The organism is Mesorhizobium wenxiniae (assembly GCF_002284535.1).
Taxonomy (GTDB): Bacteria; Pseudomonadota; Alphaproteobacteria; order Rhizobiales; family Rhizobiaceae; genus Mesorhizobium; species Mesorhizobium wenxiniae.
In genome coordinates, this window is record NZ_NPKH01000014.1 from 168647 (window position 1) to 184246 (window position 15600).

The window sequence follows — 15600 nt, forward strand, 5'->3', positions numbered from 1 at the left end:
GGAAGAGATCATGATCCGGAAGCAAGACCGTCGCCTTCGTGTCGGCGTGCTCGGCTGCGGGCCGATCGCGCAGTTCGCCCATCTCGAATCCTGCGTGAAGGCCAGGAACGCTGATCTCTATGCGATTTGCGATGCCGCCCCCGACCTTCTGGCGCGCATGGGCGCGACCTATGAACCCGAGAAGATGTACGCCGACTACGATGAGATGCTCGCCGACCCGCAGCTGGAGGCGGTGATCGTCGCAACCTCCGACGCCTACCACGTTCCGATGTCGATCAAGGCGCTCGAGGCCGGTAAGCACGTGCTGTGCGAAAAGCCGATCGGCGTCTCGGTCGAGGAAGGCGAAACGCTCGCCGATGCGGTTAAACGCTCCGGCAGGGTGCTCCAGGTCGGTCACATGAAGCGCTTCGACCCGGCGCTGGAAGCGGCGCGCGATTTCGTCCGCGACGAGATCGGCGAGATCCTGGCGCTAAAAGCCTGGTATTGCGATTCCACCCATCGCTACACCAACACCGACGCGGTCCAGCCGCTGCCCGTCACCAGCAAGCTGGCAAGGAAACCTGGCGGCAATCCGAAAGCCGATCTCAGGCAGTATTTCATGCTCGCGCACGGCTCCCACCTCGTCGACACGGCGCGCTTCCTGTGCGGTGAGATCGTCGCGGTGCGCGCCCGCCTCAACGAGCGTTTCGGCGCCTATTGCTGGTTCGTCGAAACCGAGTTCGCCAACGGCGCGCTTGGCCATCTCGATCTCACCGTGGCTGTCCGCATGGACTGGCACGAGGGCTTCCAGCTCTATGGCGAGAACGGCTCGGTAATCGCGAAGACCTTCAATCCGTGGTATTTCCGGGCGAGCGAGGTCGATATCTTTCACGAGAAGGATGCGACGTCGCGAAAGCCGCTGGGCGCCGACGGGCATTTCTTCAGGCGCCAGCTCGAAAGCCTCGCCGAGACCGTCCTTGACGGCAAGCCGATGCGCGGCGCCAACGTCGAGGACGGCCTCGCCTCGATCCGCGCCATGGTGGCGATCGCCCGCTCGGTCGAAACCGGTGATCGCGTCGAGATCGCTTCCGTCACGGGAGCGGTCTGATGCAGATCGGGGTGTTCGCCAAGACCTTCCCTGGGAGCGAGCCGGCCGGCGTGCTGGCAGCGGTCCGCGACGCGGGATTTGCCGTCACCCAGTTCAACCTGGCCTGCGTCGGCCTGCCGTCGATGCCGGATGCGGTCCCTGACGATGGCATCAGCGCCATCGCGGCCGCGTCGCATGCTTCCGGCGTCACCCTGGTGGCGCTCTCGGGCACCTACAACATGGCCCATCCCGACAGGACGGTGCGCGACGACGGCCTGCGCCGGCTTGGCGTGGTGATCAAGGCTGCGGCAGACCTTTCCGTTCCCCTGGTCACGCTGTGCACGGGAACACGCAACGCGGACGATCAGTGGGCGTATCACCCCGAGAATGCTGCCCCTGAGGCATGGGACGACATGGCGAGCGAGGTCGAAAAGGCGCTGCAATTCGCTGAGCGCCACGGCGTCGATCTCGGCATCGAGCCCGAACAGGCCAACATTGTCACCTCGGCGTCGGACGCGATGCGCCTCATCGCCAGCATGGGCTCGAAACGGCTGCGCATCGTGCTTGATCCGGCGAACCTGTTCGAGCAGGCGAGCCCCGCCGAAGCACGCGCCATCGTGGCCGCTGCGGTCGAGCACACAGCCGGCCATGTCGCCATGGCCCATGCCAAGGACCGTTTAGCCGATGGCCGCTTCACTACGGCCGGCCGGGGCGTTGTCGACTTTGCGGATTTTGTTGCCCGCCTAAAGGTATCAGGCTTCGACGGGGCGCTGGTCACGCACGGCCTTTCAGCCGACGAAGCGCCTGAGGTTGCCCACTTCCTCAAGGGGCTGATCTGATGGCGCGTCTTGCAACTCTGCTTCGCGATGACGCCGCGCTTCAAGTCTCCGACCATGGCGACGGGCTTGCGGTCATCTTTCAGCACGGGCTGGGCGGTGGCGAGGCGCAGGTCGCCCAGGCTTTCCCTTCCGGGCCGAGGTTGCGGCGCCTCACGCTGGAATGCCGCGGGCACGGTGCCTCTGGGCTCGGCAGCAGTCGCCCGTTCTCCCTGAGCATGTTCGCGGATGATGTTCTAGCCGCCGCCGATCAGGTCGACCTCGATCGGTTCGTCGCCGGCGGCATTTCCATGGGCGCCGCAATTGCAACCCGCCTCGCCTGCCGTCATCCGGACCGTGTCGCGGGCCTGCTGCTAGTGCGGCCGGCCTGGACGTTCGACAGTGCGCCTGACAACATGCGGCCGATCGCCGAGGCTGCCGGCCTCATTCTCAGTCACGGCCCCGACAAGGCCAGGACGATCTTCGCGCAATCGGAAACCTCCGCGCGCCTGCAGCGCGACGCGCCCGACAACCTTGCCTCGCTGTTCGGCTATTTCGACCGGCTCGACGCCGCGCCATTCGCGCAGGTCCTCGCCGACATTGCCGCCGACGGCCCAGGCGTTTCCGCGAGTGACGCCGCGGTGCTTGGCATTCCCACGCTGGTCATCGGCAATGCCATGGATGCAGTGCATCCGCTGTCGGCGGCCCATACGCTCGCGGCGGCCATCTCCGGCGCGACCTTTGCCGAAATCTCTCCCAAGGCGCTCGACAGTGTCAGGCATTTCGCCGAGCTGCAGGCCGAGATCACGACCTTCCTTCACGCCCACTTCAACATCCGGAGCCTCATTCCGTCATGACGATGAAAACCCTGTCCGGCCCCGCTGCCATCGCCGCCTTGCCGCGCAACCGGCTGCTCGGCGAGTTTTCACTGTGGTCGGCGGACCTTGCCAATATGGAGCGCGACCTGAAGCGCATAGAACCTCATGTCGACCTGCATCACATCGACGTCGCAGACGCCCGCTTCACCCCCGGCTTCCTGTTCTTCCCGGATCTGGTGAAGCGGATCGCCAGGTTGACGGCAAGGCCGATCCATGTGCACCTGATGGTCGAAGCCGAGATCGTCGAAGAGCAGACGCGTCAGTTCATCGAGACCGGCGCCGACCTGATCAGTGTGCACGCCGAAAACGGCGAGGCCGGCCTGCGCGCCGTGCGGCTGGCGCATGAGCTCGGCGCCGAGGCCGGCGTGGTGCTCAGGCTGGAAACGCCGGTCGCTGCGGTCACCCCATACCTGCCGGAAGTCGCGTTTGTGACGCTTCTTGGCACATCCATTGGCGTCAAGGGCCAGAGCCTTTCCGACCAGGCCTGCCCACGCCTGATAGAGGCGCGTACACTGATGCGGCAAGCCGGCCGGGAAGCGGACATCATCCTGGCTGCCGACGGCGGCATCCGCCACGAGACGGTGCCGCGCCTGCGCGCCGCCGGGGCCGAGACGGTGGTGCTCGGATCGCTGGCATTCGGCGACCCCGACCTCGCGCAGCGCATGGCCTGGCTGCATGGGCTGAAGGTCGCCGCCTTATGACAAGACGGGCCCTCGCTTTCGATCTCGGCGGAACGGAGCTGCGCGGCGCGCTGGTCGAGAGCGGCGGCCGCGTTGTCGCGCAGGTTTCGGCGCCGACGATGGCGATCGCGGGATCGGATGCGGTGATCGGGCAGATCATCGCACTGGCCGGGGCTCTTCTGACACAGCGCCCACAAGCGGATGTCGTCGGCATCGGCATCGGCGCGCCGGGACCGCTCGATCCCAAGGCTGGGATCGTGATCGCACCGCCGACGCTGGCCGGCTGGCACGACGTGCCGTTGATCGACATTCTCGGCAAGCATTTCGGCCTGCCGGTGCGGCTGGAAAACGACGCCAATGCGGCCGCGCTGGGCGAATGGCGCTTCGGCGCCGGCCTGGGCACCGGGTCGCTGGTGTTCGTCACCGTATCGACCGGCATCGGCGGCGGGGTCGTTGCCGACGGCCACATCTATCACGGCCGGCGCGGGCTTGCCGCCGAGATCGGCCACATGACCATCACCGGCGAGGGCGACCGCTGCTTCTGCGGCGCTGTCGGCTGTTTCGAGGCGGTCGCCTCCGGAACCGCGCTCGGGCGGCGTGCCACGGCGCTGACAGCGCCAGGCGACGGCTCCCTGCTCAGGCGCCTTTCGGCCGATGGCGACGTTTCGGCCAGGCACGTCGTCGAGGCCGCACGTGCCGGCGATATCAGTGCGCTCGAGCTGATCGAGGCGGAAGCCAGGTGGCTCGGCATCGGCTTCACGAACCTGCTTCACCTCTATTCGCCGGACCTGATCGTCATGGGCGGCGGTCTTGCGAACGGTTTCGACCTGTTGGCTCCAACCATCAGGGCAACCGTCGAGCAGCGGGCCATGCTGGCCTACCGGGACGTGCCGATCGTGCCGGCGCAGCTTGGCGACCGCGCCGGACTGATCGGCGCGGCCAGCCTGATCCTGTGGGAAGGCGAACTGGGCGCGCCGTTGGCGATGGCGCAGGATGAGGACAACAAGGACAATGCGACCGAGCGTGCCGGCGCCAGGGAGACAAGCCATGGCTGAGCTCAAGCTGCGTGGTGCGCGCAAGTCCTACGGATCCGTCGAGATCATCAAGGGCCTTGACTGGACGTCGAGGACCGCGAATTCGTCGTCTTCGTTGGCCCGTCCGGCTGCGGCAAGTCCACGCTGCTGCGCATGATCGCCGGCCTGGAAAAGATCACCGCCGGCGACTTGCTGATCGATGGCGTGCGCGCCAACGACATCGATCCGTCCGAGCGTGGGCTCGCCATGGTGTTCCAGTCCTACGCGCTCTATCCGCACATGACGGTGGCCGAGAACATGGGCTTTGCGCTGAAGATCGCCGGCGTCTCCGCCGCGGAAAAGGAACGCAAGGTGCGGGAGGCCGCCGAGGTGCTGCAGCTTTCGCATCTTCTCCACCGGCGGCCGAAGGGGCTTTCGGGCGGCCAGCGGCAGCGTGTCGCCATCGGCCGCGCCATCGTGCGAAATCCCAAAGTGTTCCTGTTCGACGAGCCGCTGTCCAATCTCGACGCCGCCTTGCGGGTGAGCATGCGGCTCGAGCTGATGCGCCTGCATGAGCACCTGGCCGCGACCATGATCTATGTCACCCACGACCAGACCGAGGCCATGACCATGGCCGACAAGATCGTCGTGCTGAACGGTGGCAGCATCGAACAGGTCGGCTCGCCGCTCGATCTCTATATCAGGCCGGCCAACATTTTTGTCGCCGGCTTCATCGGTTCGCCGAAGATGAATCTGTTGAAGCTGAAAGTGGTCGCGACTCGGCCCAAAGGCGTCTCCGTTACCTTGCCGGACGGCCAGGCGCTGACCGTCCCGGTTGCCGCCGGTGCAAGCAAATCTGGCGACGAGCTGCTGCTCGGCATGCGGCCGGAACATCTCCGCATCTCGGCCAACGGACAATTCAAGGGGCGAGCCGTGCTGGCGGAGCGGCTTGGCAGCCTGACCATCCTGCATGTCGAGGTCGCGCCCGAGGTCACGCTGGTGGTGCAGGCGGAAGGTGGCGACAGGACGCCATTGCACAGCCCGATCGCGCTCGACATTTTGCCATCGGCTTGCCACCTGTTTCGCACCGATGGTCCGGCGCTGGCGTCTCTGCAATCGGCGTGAGCCGTGGGCTCATAGTTTGAAACCAGAACTGACGACGCCGCGCATCGAGCCTGCTTCGACCCCTACAGTGTCGATTTCTGCTGCATCGCAGCACATCAAAACCGCTGCACACCATTTTAAAACTTGACGCATGTCAAATTTTTCTAAAACATGCGATAATGCTGGCGAGGCCTTGGCCAGCGCTCTGGGAGGAGAAATGCCTGACACGGAAAATGGCCCGGAACGGGTCTTGAAGCAGCGAGCTGCACGGCAATCGCCGATCGGTCGGCTGTCTGCCATCGCAAGCGCCGGGCCGGCCTTCGTCGCGCCCTGCACAGCCATTCCGTTCCCCGAACGGGTTAATCGCGACACAACCAACATTTAGGAGGAGGAAGAAGCATGCGTATGTTCAATGGCCTGGCGCTTGGCGCAGGTCTGTTTGCAACCATCGTCTCCATGCCGACCCAGGCCCAAGACGCGGCGAAAGTCGCGGCCATCGTCAAGGGTCTCGACAACCCCTTCTTCCAGTACATGCAGAAGGGCATTGAGGAGCAAGCCAAGGCCGATGGCGTCGGCGTTACCGTGCAGGCGGCCGCCAATATGGGCGACGCCACCGGGCAGGCCGATCGGTTGACCGCCATGGCCATGCAGGATTTCGATTGCTATCTGGTCAATCCCATCAGCGTCAGCAACCTCGTCCAGGCACTTGTGCCTGTCGCCCAGAAGAACAAGCCGATCGTCAACATCGACAGCACCATCGACGCCGAGCAGGCCAAGGCCGCCGGCTTCACCATCTCGACCTATATCGGCACAGACAACGTTGCCGCCGGCGTGCTGGCAGGCGAGGAGATGCTGAAGCTGGTTCCTGCAGGCTCCAAGGTTGCACTGGTGGCCGGCATCGTCGGCGATGTCGGCAGCAATGCCCGCATCAAGGGTTTCAAGCAGGCTGTCGAAGGCAAGCTCGACGTCGTGGTGATGGTGAGCGCCGACTGGGACCGTGAGAAGGCCTTGACCGCCGCGACCGACATCCTGGCCGCGCATCCAGATCTCGCCGGCTTCTTTGCCGCCAACGACATCATGGCGCTCGGCGTCCAGCGCGCCGTCCAGACCTCGGGTAAGGACGTCAAGGTGATCGGGCTTGACGGCATCGTCGACGCCCTGAAATCCGTTGCCGCCGGCGAACTCGCTGCGACCGTCGCCCAATATCCCTATGTCGTCGGCGCCATGGGCGTGGAAGCTTGCGCCGCGGCGGCCAAGGGCAAGACACTTCCGGCCAACGTGCCAGCGCCGGTTCTGTTGATCAACAAGGGCAATGCGGAAGCCTCGCTGAAGAACTTCCCGCGCCCCGGCGGCGACTATCCCGATCCCTTCCGCGAGATGTTGAAGTGAGCACGCCTGAACAAAACGCGTCCGCGCATACAGCGGGCGCGGCGGAGGAGAGCCGTCCCTCCCTGTCGGCTCTCCTCCTGGATCCTTCCTTCTGGGCCGACTGGGCATCGGTCGTTGGCCTGGTCGGCCTCGTCGTCGTGTTCGGCATTAGTCAGCCGGTCTTTCTCAGCGTCGCCAATTTGCAGGCCCTGCTGCTAGCCGCGGCGATCCTGGTCGTGCTGTCGATCGGCCAGACCTTCGTCGTGGCCACCGCCGGCATCGATCTCTCGCTGGCTGCCGCAGTCATGCTGGGCGCCATCATCCTCGGCCTCGTCGATGCCGCGGGCTATGGCATCTTCTTCGCCTGTGTACTGGCCGTCGCCGCCACCAGCGCGGTCGGTTTCCTCAATGGCGTGCTCATCACAGCCGGGAAAATACCCGACTTCGTGGTGACGCTCGGCACGCTTTCGGGCGTCACCGGCCTCGGCCTGATCCTGTCGGGCGGCGAGCCGATAATGGTTGGCTCGACCTTCCTGCTGCGGCTGGCCTCCGGTTCCTTCGGGCCGTTCGGCTATCCCGTCTGGGTGGCAATATCGGCCGTTCTCGTGGCGCATATCGCGCTCTTCCACACCCGCTTCGGGGTGCATCTGCTGGCGACCGGCGGCCAGACCGAAAGCGCCCGCTCGCTTGGCATCCGGACCGACCGGGTCAAGATCGCCGCCTATACGATATCAGGATTCTGCGCCGGCACCGCCGCGCTGCTTCTGGTGGCGCGCATCGGCTCGGCCGAACCGCAGATCAACACCAGCCTTCTGCTCAATTCGGTGGCGGCAGTCGTCTTGGGAGGCGTCAGCCTGTTCGGCGGACGCGCCAGCATTCTCGGCCCGGCGATCGGGGCGCTGATGCTCACCGCTCTCGTCAACGGGCTGACGCTGCTCAGCGTTTCGGCCTTCTACCAACCGCTCGCCGTGGGCGCCATCGTGGTGCTGGCGGCACTGATCATGCGGTATCAGAAATGAGCGCCGTCAATCACTCGCCGTCGGCCGACGCGATCCTAGCCTGCGAAGGGCTAAGCAAGCATTTCGGCGGCATCCGCGCCTTCACCGATGTCGCCTTCCAGGCCCGCCGCGGCGAGGTCACCGCGGTGATCGGCGACAATGGCGCCGGCAAATCGACGCTGATACGCTGCCTGGTCGGCGTGCACGTGCCGGACGGTGGCCAGATCTTCTTCGACGGCCGGCAGCAGCCGTTCGCCAATCCCGACGAGGCGCGCAAGGCCGGTATCGAGACGGTGCATCAGAACCTCGCGCTGATCGACGAATTGACCGTCGCCCAGAACCTGTTCCTCAACCGTGAGATCGTGCGCCGGATCGGCCCCTTCGCCCTGCTCGACCGCAAGGCCATGAAGCAGCAGGCGCGTGCCATGCTGTCGCGCCTGTCGATCAACATGCCTTCGGTCAGCCAGCGCGTGCGGCGCCTTTCGGGCGGGCAGCGACAGGCGATCTCGATCTGCCGCGCCGCAGGTTCCGGCGCCAAGCTGGTGGTGATGGACGAACCAACCGCGGCGCTCGGTGTGCAGGAGACGGCCAATGTCGAAGCCCTGATCCGGCGCCTGCGCGAACAGGCCGTCAGCGTCATCCTGGTCAGCCATAATTTCGATCAGGTGCGGCGGCTGTCCGACCAGATCTGGGTGATGCGGGCGGGGCGGATGGTGGCGACAGTCCGATCGTCCGAGACCACCGGCAACGAACTTGTCGCGCTCGTCACCGGCGCGGCATAGAAACGATCCGGCTCGTTACGAATTGAACGATTGGAAAGGGGGTTGCAGTGGCGGTGATCCGTGTCGGACTTGTGGGGCTTGGAGAGGTCGCTCAGTCGATCCATCTGCCGGTGCTGAGCGACCAGCGCGACCGCTGGCTGATATCGGGCGTCTATGATGTTTCGCCGAGCCTCGTGACGCTGTGCCGCTCCGAATACCCGACCGCCGCAATCTTCGATTCGGCCGAGGCGCTGATCAGTTCGCCGGATATCGACGCGGTTTTCATCCTCTCGTCCGACGAGACCCACAGCCGTTTCGTCCGTGCCGCCGTCCAGGCGAACAAGCATGTCTTGTTGGAAAAGCCCGCCTGCCTGACGGTGCGCGAAATCGACGAATTGCTGGCTCTGACGACAAACTACGCCAAGACGATCTTCGTCGGTTACATGCGCCGCTACGCTCCGGCCTACCTGGCGGCGATGGAGGAACTGCCTGACTTCGCCGATATCACCCATGTCCGCATCTTCGACCTGATCTCCGAGGGCCGGCATTTCCTGAAAAAGAGCCAGAATATTCTCTATCCCACCGACATCGATCCGGCCCTTTTGGCACGCGGCGCCGGGGAGCGCGAGGCGCTGATCCGCGAAGTGGTGGGCAGCGATGCGCCCGCCGATCTCGTACGCGCCTATCGCGGCCTGACGGCGCTGAGCTCGCACCACATTTCGGCGATGCGCGGGCTGCTCGGCGAGCCGGTTCGTGTGCTCGCCGCGCATCGCACCAATGGCGGCGCCAACACCAGCGTGACCTTCGACTATGGGCATTTCGCCTGCTGCTACGACGCAGTGGTCGACGATCTCGGCCTGTTTGATGCCATGATCGAGGTGCGCTCGAACACCAAACGGGTCCGCATCATCTACGACACGCCCTATATCCGCAGCCTGCCGACGCGGCTCGAAGTGACGGAAGCCGGTCCACTAGGCCCGGTGACCAGGACCTTCGGGCCGCTCTATGGCGACGCTTTCTCGAATGAACTGGAGACCTTCCATCGCCACATCACTGACGGGACAAAGCCGCTGACCGACCTCGCGGACTCCCGTCGCGACCTGGCGCTGATGGCCCACATCATCGCGCGGATGAAGGAGACTGGCGGGCGCTGAAGCCTGCCGCCTATTTCCCGCAATGGTGATCGTTGATCTTGTTCAACGCATTCGCGTCGGGTCCGACCCTGTGGTAGGAGCAGGCTCCGGCGGCTGTCGTGACCAACTGCTGGTCATAGTAGCGCGGGCCGCCGAACAGAATGTCGATGATGTCGCCTTCGGCGGGAACGTAGCGTTCGGATTGAACCTGGTAGTCGCGGTGCCGATGGTCGCGGTATTTGTCCCCCGCGAAAGCCGAGGCGGACATGCTGCAGCCTATCGCGAAGGCGAGCGCGCGGATCGCAAAGCGTTTTGTCGTCATCGGCAATACCCTTCTGGCAGTTCGGCTTTGTACCATATATCCAAAATCGCCAGCCGAACAAAAGTTCCCTGAACGGCGCCTTAGGCCAGCGCGAATCCATCAATAAGGTGCTGGGCTACGATGCGGCCGCCGCACTCGCCAACGACGCCGCCAACAAGGAAAAGTTCGGCGCCGTGATGAGCCAGTAGCCGGCCCGGTAGCCAGTGGTGTCGTGCGCGCCGGAAATCCTACCCGGGCAGTCCGTGCCGGTATGGCGCGGGCCCGCTGCTTGTGCTCGACCGGTTCGGGCGGCGGCTTCCGGCCGGTGTGTTGCCCTGGCGGTAAACCGGCTCAGGTGCTCGGGATAATCCAGGCGATCATCAGCAGGGTCGTTCACGGTGATCTGCCTTGCCGCAGGTGCTTCGCTGGCCTACGCGGCAATCTATCCCGCGATCTCAAGCAAGGACGATACCAGCAACCGGCGTTCGTCCTGTGAAAGGACGTCCGAGTCGAAGAGGTTCATGCTGCGAAGTCCTTCGATGGCGAGGTAGCAGACCAGCAGCGCCTTGAGGTCCGGCGTCTCTCCCTTGAGCCGCTCGAAAACCTGCCGCCTGAACAATTTTATCGGTGTCAGGAAATCGGGATCCTCGGCGATCGCCGAAAATATCCAGGAAGCCGACGGTTTCGATTCCTCGGCATGTTCGGCCGAAAGCTTGATGTAGGTCGCAAGCGGGCTTTCGCCGCTGACGCCGGCCGTGCGGGCGGACTCCAGCGCCTGCTCGAAGGCGCGCAGGTATTCCTCCACCAGCGCCTGCATCAGTTTCGCCTTGGTCGGGAAATTGTACAGCAAGCCGCCTTTCGACACCCCGGCACGGCTGGCGACGGCGTCCAGCGACAGGCTGCCCGGCCCCGTCTCGCGTGCCACATCAGCGGCGGCGGCGAGAATTTTATCACGCGAATTTGCTCTGCGGGCCTTCATCAATCGTTCCCCTATACATTAGCTTACGCGGAATTGACAAGACCGTCCAGACGGTACAGTAAGGTCGCCGTCATTTGATATCGGGACCAGTCACAGGTATGTGTTTGGGTCATCCGACTGTTGTGCCGGGCCATGGCCAAGGGGACTGTTCGTGATCAAGCGTTTCATCATTGCCTTCATTCTGCTCGTGCTGGTCTGCGGCAGCATCGTCGGCTTCAACTTGTTCCGCGACAATGCAATGCAGCAATTCTTCGCCACGATGAAGCCGCCGGCCGCAACCGTGTCGACGATGATCGTCAAACCGACGGAGTGGACGCCGGGCGTCGAGGCGATCGGCACTGTCAGTGCGGTCCGCGGCGTCGACCTGACCGTCGAAACCGCCGGCATCGTCAAGGATATCCTGTTTCACGCCAATCAGAAGGTTGAAGCCAACGCGGGTCTCCTTCAACTTGACGATGCCGCCGAGCGCGCCGATCTCGATGCGACGAAGGCGCAAGCAGCGCTCGACCAGACGGCGTTGACACGCGCCCTTGAATTGCAGAAACGCGGTGTCGGCTCGGAGTCGACGCTCGACTCGGCGCGGGCAGCCGCGTCGGCTTCCACTTCGCAGGTCAACAGGCTGCAGGCGGTGCTCGAGCAGAAGCTGCTGACCGCGCCGTTCAGCGGCACCGTGGGTATCCCCAGGATCGACCTCGGCCAGTATCTGTCACCCGGTACTTCCGTAGCGACCCTGCAGGATCTGGAGACGATGCGGGCCGATTTCTCGGTTCCCGAACAGCAGCTTCCGCTGCTGAAGATCGGCCAGACGGTGCGGCTGGGCGTTGGTGACGGCGAGTTGCCGTTCACCGGCACTATTCGCGGTATCGACCCGAAGATCGACCCGGCCAGCCGGCTGGTGACGGTCAGGGCCGAGGTCGCCAATCCCGAAGGCAAGCTGACCCCTGGCCAGTTCGTGCAGGTGCGCGTCGAATTGCCCGAGGAAAACAACGTGCTGACGGTGCCGCAGACCGCGCTGACCTCCAGCCTCTACGGCGACTTCGTCTTCGTGGTGCGTCCGGCCAAGCCTGCCGCGGCCAACGGCGCCGCCCCCGCTGCTGCGGCGGAGGCGGAAGAAAAGCCGGCCACCGACCCCGCAGCCAAAGCGCCCGCGGCAAAACCCGAGGAAAAACCAGCTGCTGCCCCGGCCGGACCGACGGCGGAAGAACAGAAGCCGCAACTCGTGCTCGCCCAGGTGTTCGTCAAGCCAGGCCGCCGCAACGCCGGCCTGGTTGAGATCCTGGAAGGCATCGCCTCCGGCGACGAAGTCGTTACCGCCGGCCAGAACCGGCTCACCAACGGCATGTCCGTTGCCGTCGACAATACCATCGACCCGACCAAGCCGGCAAACCAGCAGGCAGCCCAGAAATGAGCTTCTCCGACCTCTTCATTCGCCGTCCGGTCCTTTCGACCGTGCTCGCCTTGATGATCCTGCTTCTGGGTTTCCAAGGCATCTTCAACCTTTCGATCCGGCAGTATCCGGAGGTCGAAGAAACGGCCATCACGATCACCACGGCCTATCCCGGCGCCAGTGCCGATCTGATCCAGGGGTTCATTTCCGCGCCGATCGCCCGTGCCGTCGCTTCGACCGAAAACATCGATTACGTCACGTCGGCGAGCCGGCCGTCCTCAAGCACCGTGACGGTGCAGATGAAACTCGGCTCCAACCCCGACGTCGCGCTGAACGAAGTCTTGTCGAAGGTACAAAGCGTGCGCGGCGACCTGCCGGACGAGTCCGAAGACCCGGTGATCGTCAAGGGCACCGGCGAGCAGTTCGCGATGATGTATATCTCGATGCAGAATCCGAACATGACGCCGGAACAGCTCACCGAATATATCGAGCGGGTCGTGCGGCCGCGCATGTCGACGGTCGAGGGTGTCGCCGACGTGCAGATCTTCGGGGCCGCCGAATATTCGATGCGCGTCTGGATCGACCCGATCAAACTGGCGGCGCGCGGCGTGACGGCGTCGGACGTGCTGACCGCCATCAATGAATCGAATTTCCTGTCAGCACCCGGCAACACTGAAAACGAATACGTCGCCTCCTCGATCACCGTTCGCTCGACGCTGCAGACGCCGGAAGCTTTCGCCGCCCTTCCGCTCCGTTCGAAGGACAGCAATGTCGTGAGGCTGCGGGACGTGGCGCGCGTCGAACTCGCCGCGGCGAGCACCGACACCAGGGTCACTTTCAACGGCAAGCCCGGCATCTTTCTCGCCATCTTCCCGACGCCGGCCGCCAATCCGCTGACGACAGCGGAGGCGATCCACGACATCGTGCCGTCGATTCAGGAGACGCTGCCGCAAGGCATGACGATCGAGATCGTCTACGATTCGACCGAGCAGATTAGCGCCTCGATCGAGGAGGTGTTCAAGACCATCGGCGAGGCGGTCATCATCGTCATCGTCGTCATCCTGCTCTTCCTCGGCTCGTTCCGCTCGGTGCTGATGCCGATTGTGACCATTCCGCTGTCGCTGATCGGCGTCTGTTTCCTGCTGTTTTCGTTAGGCTATTCGATCAATCTTTTGTCTTTGCTGGCCATGGTGCTGGCGATCGGCCTCGTCGTTGACGATGCCATCGTGGTGGTGGAAAACATTCACCGCCATATGGAGGAAGACGGTTTGTCGCCGATGCAGGCGGCCTTCAATGGCATGCGGGAGATCTCGTCCGCCGTCATCGCCATGACGATAACGCTGGCCGCCGTATTCGCGCCGCTGGCCTTCACCGGCGGCCTGACCGGCGCACTGTTTCGCGAATTCGCGGTGACGCTTGCCGGCTCGGTGGTGCTTTCGGGTGTCGTTGCCCTCACCGTCACGCCGATGATGTCGGCACGCATCCTGAGGGCCGGCTCGCACAGCCGCTTCCAGCGTATTGTCGACAGCACGTTCGGGCGCGTCGAAAACATCTATGAGCGGCTGGTCAGCGGCTCGTTGAAATATCGCCCGGTGACCCTGATGATCGTCATCGCACTGGTGGCCACGACCGGCTTCATGTTCACCAAGACCGCGAGCGAACTGGCGCCGGAAGAAGACCAGGGCTTCTTGCTGTCTATTGTGAACGCGCCGCGCTATGCGACGTCGGACTACACCGAGACCTATGTGAACCAGATTCTCGGGCTGGTGAATAATATCCCCGAAACCAGGGCGCGGTTCTCCGCCGTCGCGTTCCAAGGCCCGACGAACAACGCCTTCGTCGGCTTCGCATTCAAGGACTGGGCCGACCGCACGCGCAGCTCGAAGGAACTTCAGGAAGACATCACGGGTCGCCTCAGCAAGGTTGCGGGCGTCGAAGCTTTCGTCTTCGCACCGCCGACGCTACCCGGCTCCGGCGGCGGCCTGCCGATCACGATAGTGGTGCGCTCGACCGGCGAGGCCTCCCAGGTGTATGAGGCGGCCGAGGACATCAAGAACAAGGCGCAGGCCTCCGGTCGCTTCCTCGCCGTGCAGAATTCGATGTCCTACGACGCGCCGCAAGTGACGGTGACGATCGACCGCGACCGCGCCGCGGCGCTCAACCTGCCGATCGCCGACATCGGCCGGACGCTGACCCTCTTGGTCGGTGGCGCTGAGGTGGCGCAATTCGACCGCGAATCCAACAGCTACGACATCATCCCGCAGGTACCGCAGAACTTCCGCGACAACCCTGAAAAGCTGGCCGAGTATTTCGTGCGCAGCGCGTCGGGCGAGATGGTGCCGCTCTCGGCCGTGGTGAAGATCTCGACCAATGCATCGCCGGCCGCGATCGAGCAGTTCAACCAATTGAACTCCGCCACGATTTCGGCTCTGCCATTGCCCACCGTCACCACCGGCGACGGGCTGAGGACCATCGAGGATATCGCCAGGAAAAGCCTGCCCGATACGTTCTTCATCGACTATACCGGCCAGTCGCGCCAGGAGAAGGAACAGGGCTACACGATCATCATCGCCTTCGCGGCAGCCGTTCTGGTCATCTATCTGGTGCTGGCGGCGCAGTTCGAAAGCTTCCGCGATCCGTTGATCATCATGATGTCGGTGCCGCTGTCGATCTTCGGCGCGATCGTGCCGCTCAATCTGGGGCTGGGAACGCTCAATATCTACACGCAGGTCGGCCTGATCACGCTGATCGGTCTGATCACCAAGCACGGCATTCTTCTGGTCGAGTTTGCCAACCAGCAGCGCGAGCTCCACGGGATGCGGCGGCGCGATGCGATCGTCGCCTCGGCCAGGGTGCGGCTAAGGCCGATCCTGATGACGACGGCTGCGATGGCGCTCGGCGTGGTGCCGCTGATCATCTCCAGCGGCGCGGGTGCGGCGGCGCGCTATTCGATGGGCCTGGTGATCTTCACCGGCATTCTGGTGGGGACCATGTTCACCCTGTTCGTGGTGCCGATGTTCTACACCTTCATTGCCAGCAAGGACCTGCCGCATCACGCCGAGAAGCCGGACCCGAAGCTGATGCCGGTCCCGGTTGATTGATTGACAAAAGGCCGGG

Annotated in this window: 15 protein-coding genes and 1 pseudogene; 13 read left to right on the forward strand and 3 right to left on the reverse strand. The window is 64.2% G+C overall.

Features of this window, described 5'->3' with window-relative positions:
* The first annotated feature begins 10 nt into the window (after positions 1-10).
* The 6 genes and pseudogenes from CIT31_RS06025 to CIT31_RS06050 all read left to right on the forward strand — a co-directional run bounded on the left by CIT31_RS06025 (position 11) and on the right by CIT31_RS06050 (position 5577).
* A complete protein-coding gene (locus CIT31_RS06025) occupies positions 11-1087 on the forward strand; it encodes a Gfo/Idh/MocA family protein (RefSeq protein ID WP_095517865.1) in 1077 nt (358 codons plus the stop codon).
* Positions 1087-1905 carry a sugar phosphate isomerase/epimerase family protein gene (locus tag CIT31_RS06030; protein ID WP_095517866.1) on the forward strand — a complete coding sequence of 273 codons (819 nt, stop codon included), beginning with the start codon at positions 1087-1089 and terminating at the stop codon, positions 1903-1905. The genes CIT31_RS06025 and CIT31_RS06030 overlap by 1 nt, the downstream gene beginning before the upstream one ends.
* Positions 1905-2738, forward strand: coding sequence for an alpha/beta fold hydrolase (locus CIT31_RS06035; protein WP_095517867.1), 834 nt, complete (start codon positions 1905-1907; stop codon positions 2736-2738). The genes CIT31_RS06030 and CIT31_RS06035 overlap by 1 nt, the downstream gene beginning before the upstream one ends.
* Positions 2735-3460 carry a ribulose-phosphate 3-epimerase gene (locus CIT31_RS06040; protein ID WP_095517868.1) on the forward strand — a complete coding sequence of 242 codons (726 nt, stop codon included), beginning with the start codon at positions 2735-2737 and terminating at the stop codon, positions 3458-3460. Before CIT31_RS06035 ends, CIT31_RS06040 begins: the two co-directional genes overlap by 4 nt.
* Positions 3457-4494, forward strand: a complete 1038-nt coding sequence (locus tag CIT31_RS06045) for an ROK family protein (RefSeq protein ID WP_095517869.1) — start codon at positions 3457-3459, stop codon at positions 4492-4494. The genes CIT31_RS06040 and CIT31_RS06045 overlap by 4 nt, the downstream gene beginning before the upstream one ends.
* Positions 4487-5577: pseudogene (locus CIT31_RS06050) on the forward strand (ABC transporter ATP-binding protein). The gene CIT31_RS06045 and the pseudogene CIT31_RS06050 overlap by 8 nt, the downstream one beginning before the upstream one ends.
* Before the next feature lie 9 nt (positions 5578-5586).
* Here the strand turns inward: CIT31_RS06050 and CIT31_RS33760 are convergent.
* Positions 5587-5898 carry a hypothetical protein gene (locus CIT31_RS33760; RefSeq protein ID WP_133116118.1) on the reverse strand — a complete coding sequence of 104 codons (312 nt, stop codon included), beginning with the start codon at positions 5896-5898 and terminating at the stop codon, positions 5587-5589.
* A gap of 57 nt (positions 5899-5955) precedes the next feature.
* Here CIT31_RS33760 and CIT31_RS06055 point away from each other — a divergent pair, with 57 nt between their 5' ends.
* Genes CIT31_RS06055 through CIT31_RS06070 form a run of 4 tightly spaced genes read left to right on the forward strand, consistent with a single transcriptional unit; the run spans position 5956 to position 9837 of the window.
* Positions 5956-6945 (forward strand): sugar ABC transporter substrate-binding protein, encoded by a 990-nt coding sequence (locus tag CIT31_RS06055; protein ID WP_095517870.1) that lies wholly within the window; start codon positions 5956-5958, stop codon positions 6943-6945.
* The gene (locus CIT31_RS06060; protein WP_095517871.1) at positions 6942-7943 is read left to right on the forward strand and encodes an ABC transporter permease; all 1002 of its coding nucleotides are present in this window, start codon (positions 6942-6944) and stop codon (positions 7941-7943) included. The genes CIT31_RS06055 and CIT31_RS06060 overlap by 4 nt, the downstream gene beginning before the upstream one ends.
* Positions 7940-8704, forward strand: a complete 765-nt coding sequence (locus CIT31_RS06065) for an ATP-binding cassette domain-containing protein (protein ID WP_095517872.1) — start codon at positions 7940-7942, stop codon at positions 8702-8704. The genes CIT31_RS06060 and CIT31_RS06065 overlap by 4 nt, the downstream gene beginning before the upstream one ends.
* Before the next feature lie 47 nt (positions 8705-8751).
* Entirely contained in the window at positions 8752-9837 is a 1086-nt protein-coding gene (locus CIT31_RS06070; protein ID WP_095517873.1) for a Gfo/Idh/MocA family protein, read from the forward strand.
* A 10-nt stretch (positions 9838-9847) separates the two neighbouring features.
* On the opposite strand, the gene CIT31_RS06075 is transcribed toward CIT31_RS06070, so the two are convergent.
* Positions 9848-10138, reverse strand: coding sequence for a hypothetical protein (locus CIT31_RS06075; protein WP_095517874.1), 291 nt, complete (start codon positions 10136-10138; stop codon positions 9848-9850).
* On the opposite strand from CIT31_RS06075, the gene CIT31_RS06080 reads away from it, so the two are divergent.
* Complete coding sequence (locus tag CIT31_RS06080) at positions 10129-10326, forward strand: hypothetical protein (RefSeq protein WP_095517875.1); 198 nt, start codon at positions 10129-10131, stop codon at positions 10324-10326. The two genes, CIT31_RS06075 and CIT31_RS06080, sit on opposite strands and share 10 nt — an antisense overlap.
* A gap of 233 nt (positions 10327-10559) precedes the next feature.
* Here CIT31_RS06080 and CIT31_RS06085 read toward each other — a convergent pair whose 3' ends face one another.
* A complete protein-coding gene (locus tag CIT31_RS06085; protein WP_095517876.1) occupies positions 10560-11096 on the reverse strand; it encodes a TetR/AcrR family transcriptional regulator in 537 nt (178 codons plus the stop codon).
* Between the two features lie 151 nt (positions 11097-11247).
* On the opposite strand from CIT31_RS06085, the gene CIT31_RS06090 reads away from it, so the two are divergent.
* Both CIT31_RS06090 and CIT31_RS06095 read left to right on the forward strand, forming a co-directional pair.
* On the forward strand, positions 11248-12504 hold the full coding sequence (locus tag CIT31_RS06090; RefSeq protein WP_425350570.1) for an efflux RND transporter periplasmic adaptor subunit: 1257 nt from the start codon (positions 11248-11250) through the stop codon (positions 12502-12504).
* Positions 12501-15584 carry an efflux RND transporter permease subunit gene (locus tag CIT31_RS06095; RefSeq protein ID WP_095517877.1) on the forward strand — a complete coding sequence of 1028 codons (3084 nt, stop codon included), beginning with the start codon at positions 12501-12503 and terminating at the stop codon, positions 15582-15584. Before CIT31_RS06090 ends, CIT31_RS06095 begins: the two co-directional genes overlap by 4 nt.
* Positions 15585-15600 lie beyond the last annotated feature (16 nt).

Bases quoted from the DNA above. Each gene is read 5' to 3' on its own strand.
- CIT31_RS06040 (WP_095517868.1), top strand. From the start codon at position 2,735: ATGACGATGAAAACCCTGTCCGGCCCCGCTGCCATCGCCGCCTTGCCG.
- CIT31_RS06085 (WP_095517876.1), bottom strand. From the start codon at position 11,096: ATGAAGGCCCGCAGAGCAAATTCGCGTGATAAAATTCTCGCCGCCGCC.
- CIT31_RS06055 (WP_095517870.1), top strand. From the start codon at position 5,956: ATGCGTATGTTCAATGGCCTGGCGCTTGGCGCAGGTCTGTTTGCAACC.
- CIT31_RS06030 (WP_095517866.1), top strand. From the start codon at position 1,087: ATGCAGATCGGGGTGTTCGCCAAGACCTTCCCTGGGAGCGAGCCGGCC.
- CIT31_RS06025 (WP_095517865.1), top strand. From the start codon at position 11: ATGATCCGGAAGCAAGACCGTCGCCTTCGTGTCGGCGTGCTCGGCTGC.
- CIT31_RS06095 (WP_095517877.1), top strand. From the start codon at position 12,501: ATGAGCTTCTCCGACCTCTTCATTCGCCGTCCGGTCCTTTCGACCGTG.
- CIT31_RS06065 (WP_095517872.1), top strand. From the start codon at position 7,940: ATGAGCGCCGTCAATCACTCGCCGTCGGCCGACGCGATCCTAGCCTGC.
- CIT31_RS33760 (WP_133116118.1), bottom strand. From the start codon at position 5,898: ATGGCTGTGCAGGGCGCGACGAAGGCCGGCCCGGCGCTTGCGATGGCA.
- CIT31_RS06045 (WP_095517869.1), top strand. From the start codon at position 3,457: ATGACAAGACGGGCCCTCGCTTTCGATCTCGGCGGAACGGAGCTGCGC.
- CIT31_RS06075 (WP_095517874.1), bottom strand. From the start codon at position 10,138: ATGACGACAAAACGCTTTGCGATCCGCGCGCTCGCCTTCGCGATAGGC.
- CIT31_RS06035 (WP_095517867.1), top strand. From the start codon at position 1,905: ATGGCGCGTCTTGCAACTCTGCTTCGCGATGACGCCGCGCTTCAAGTC.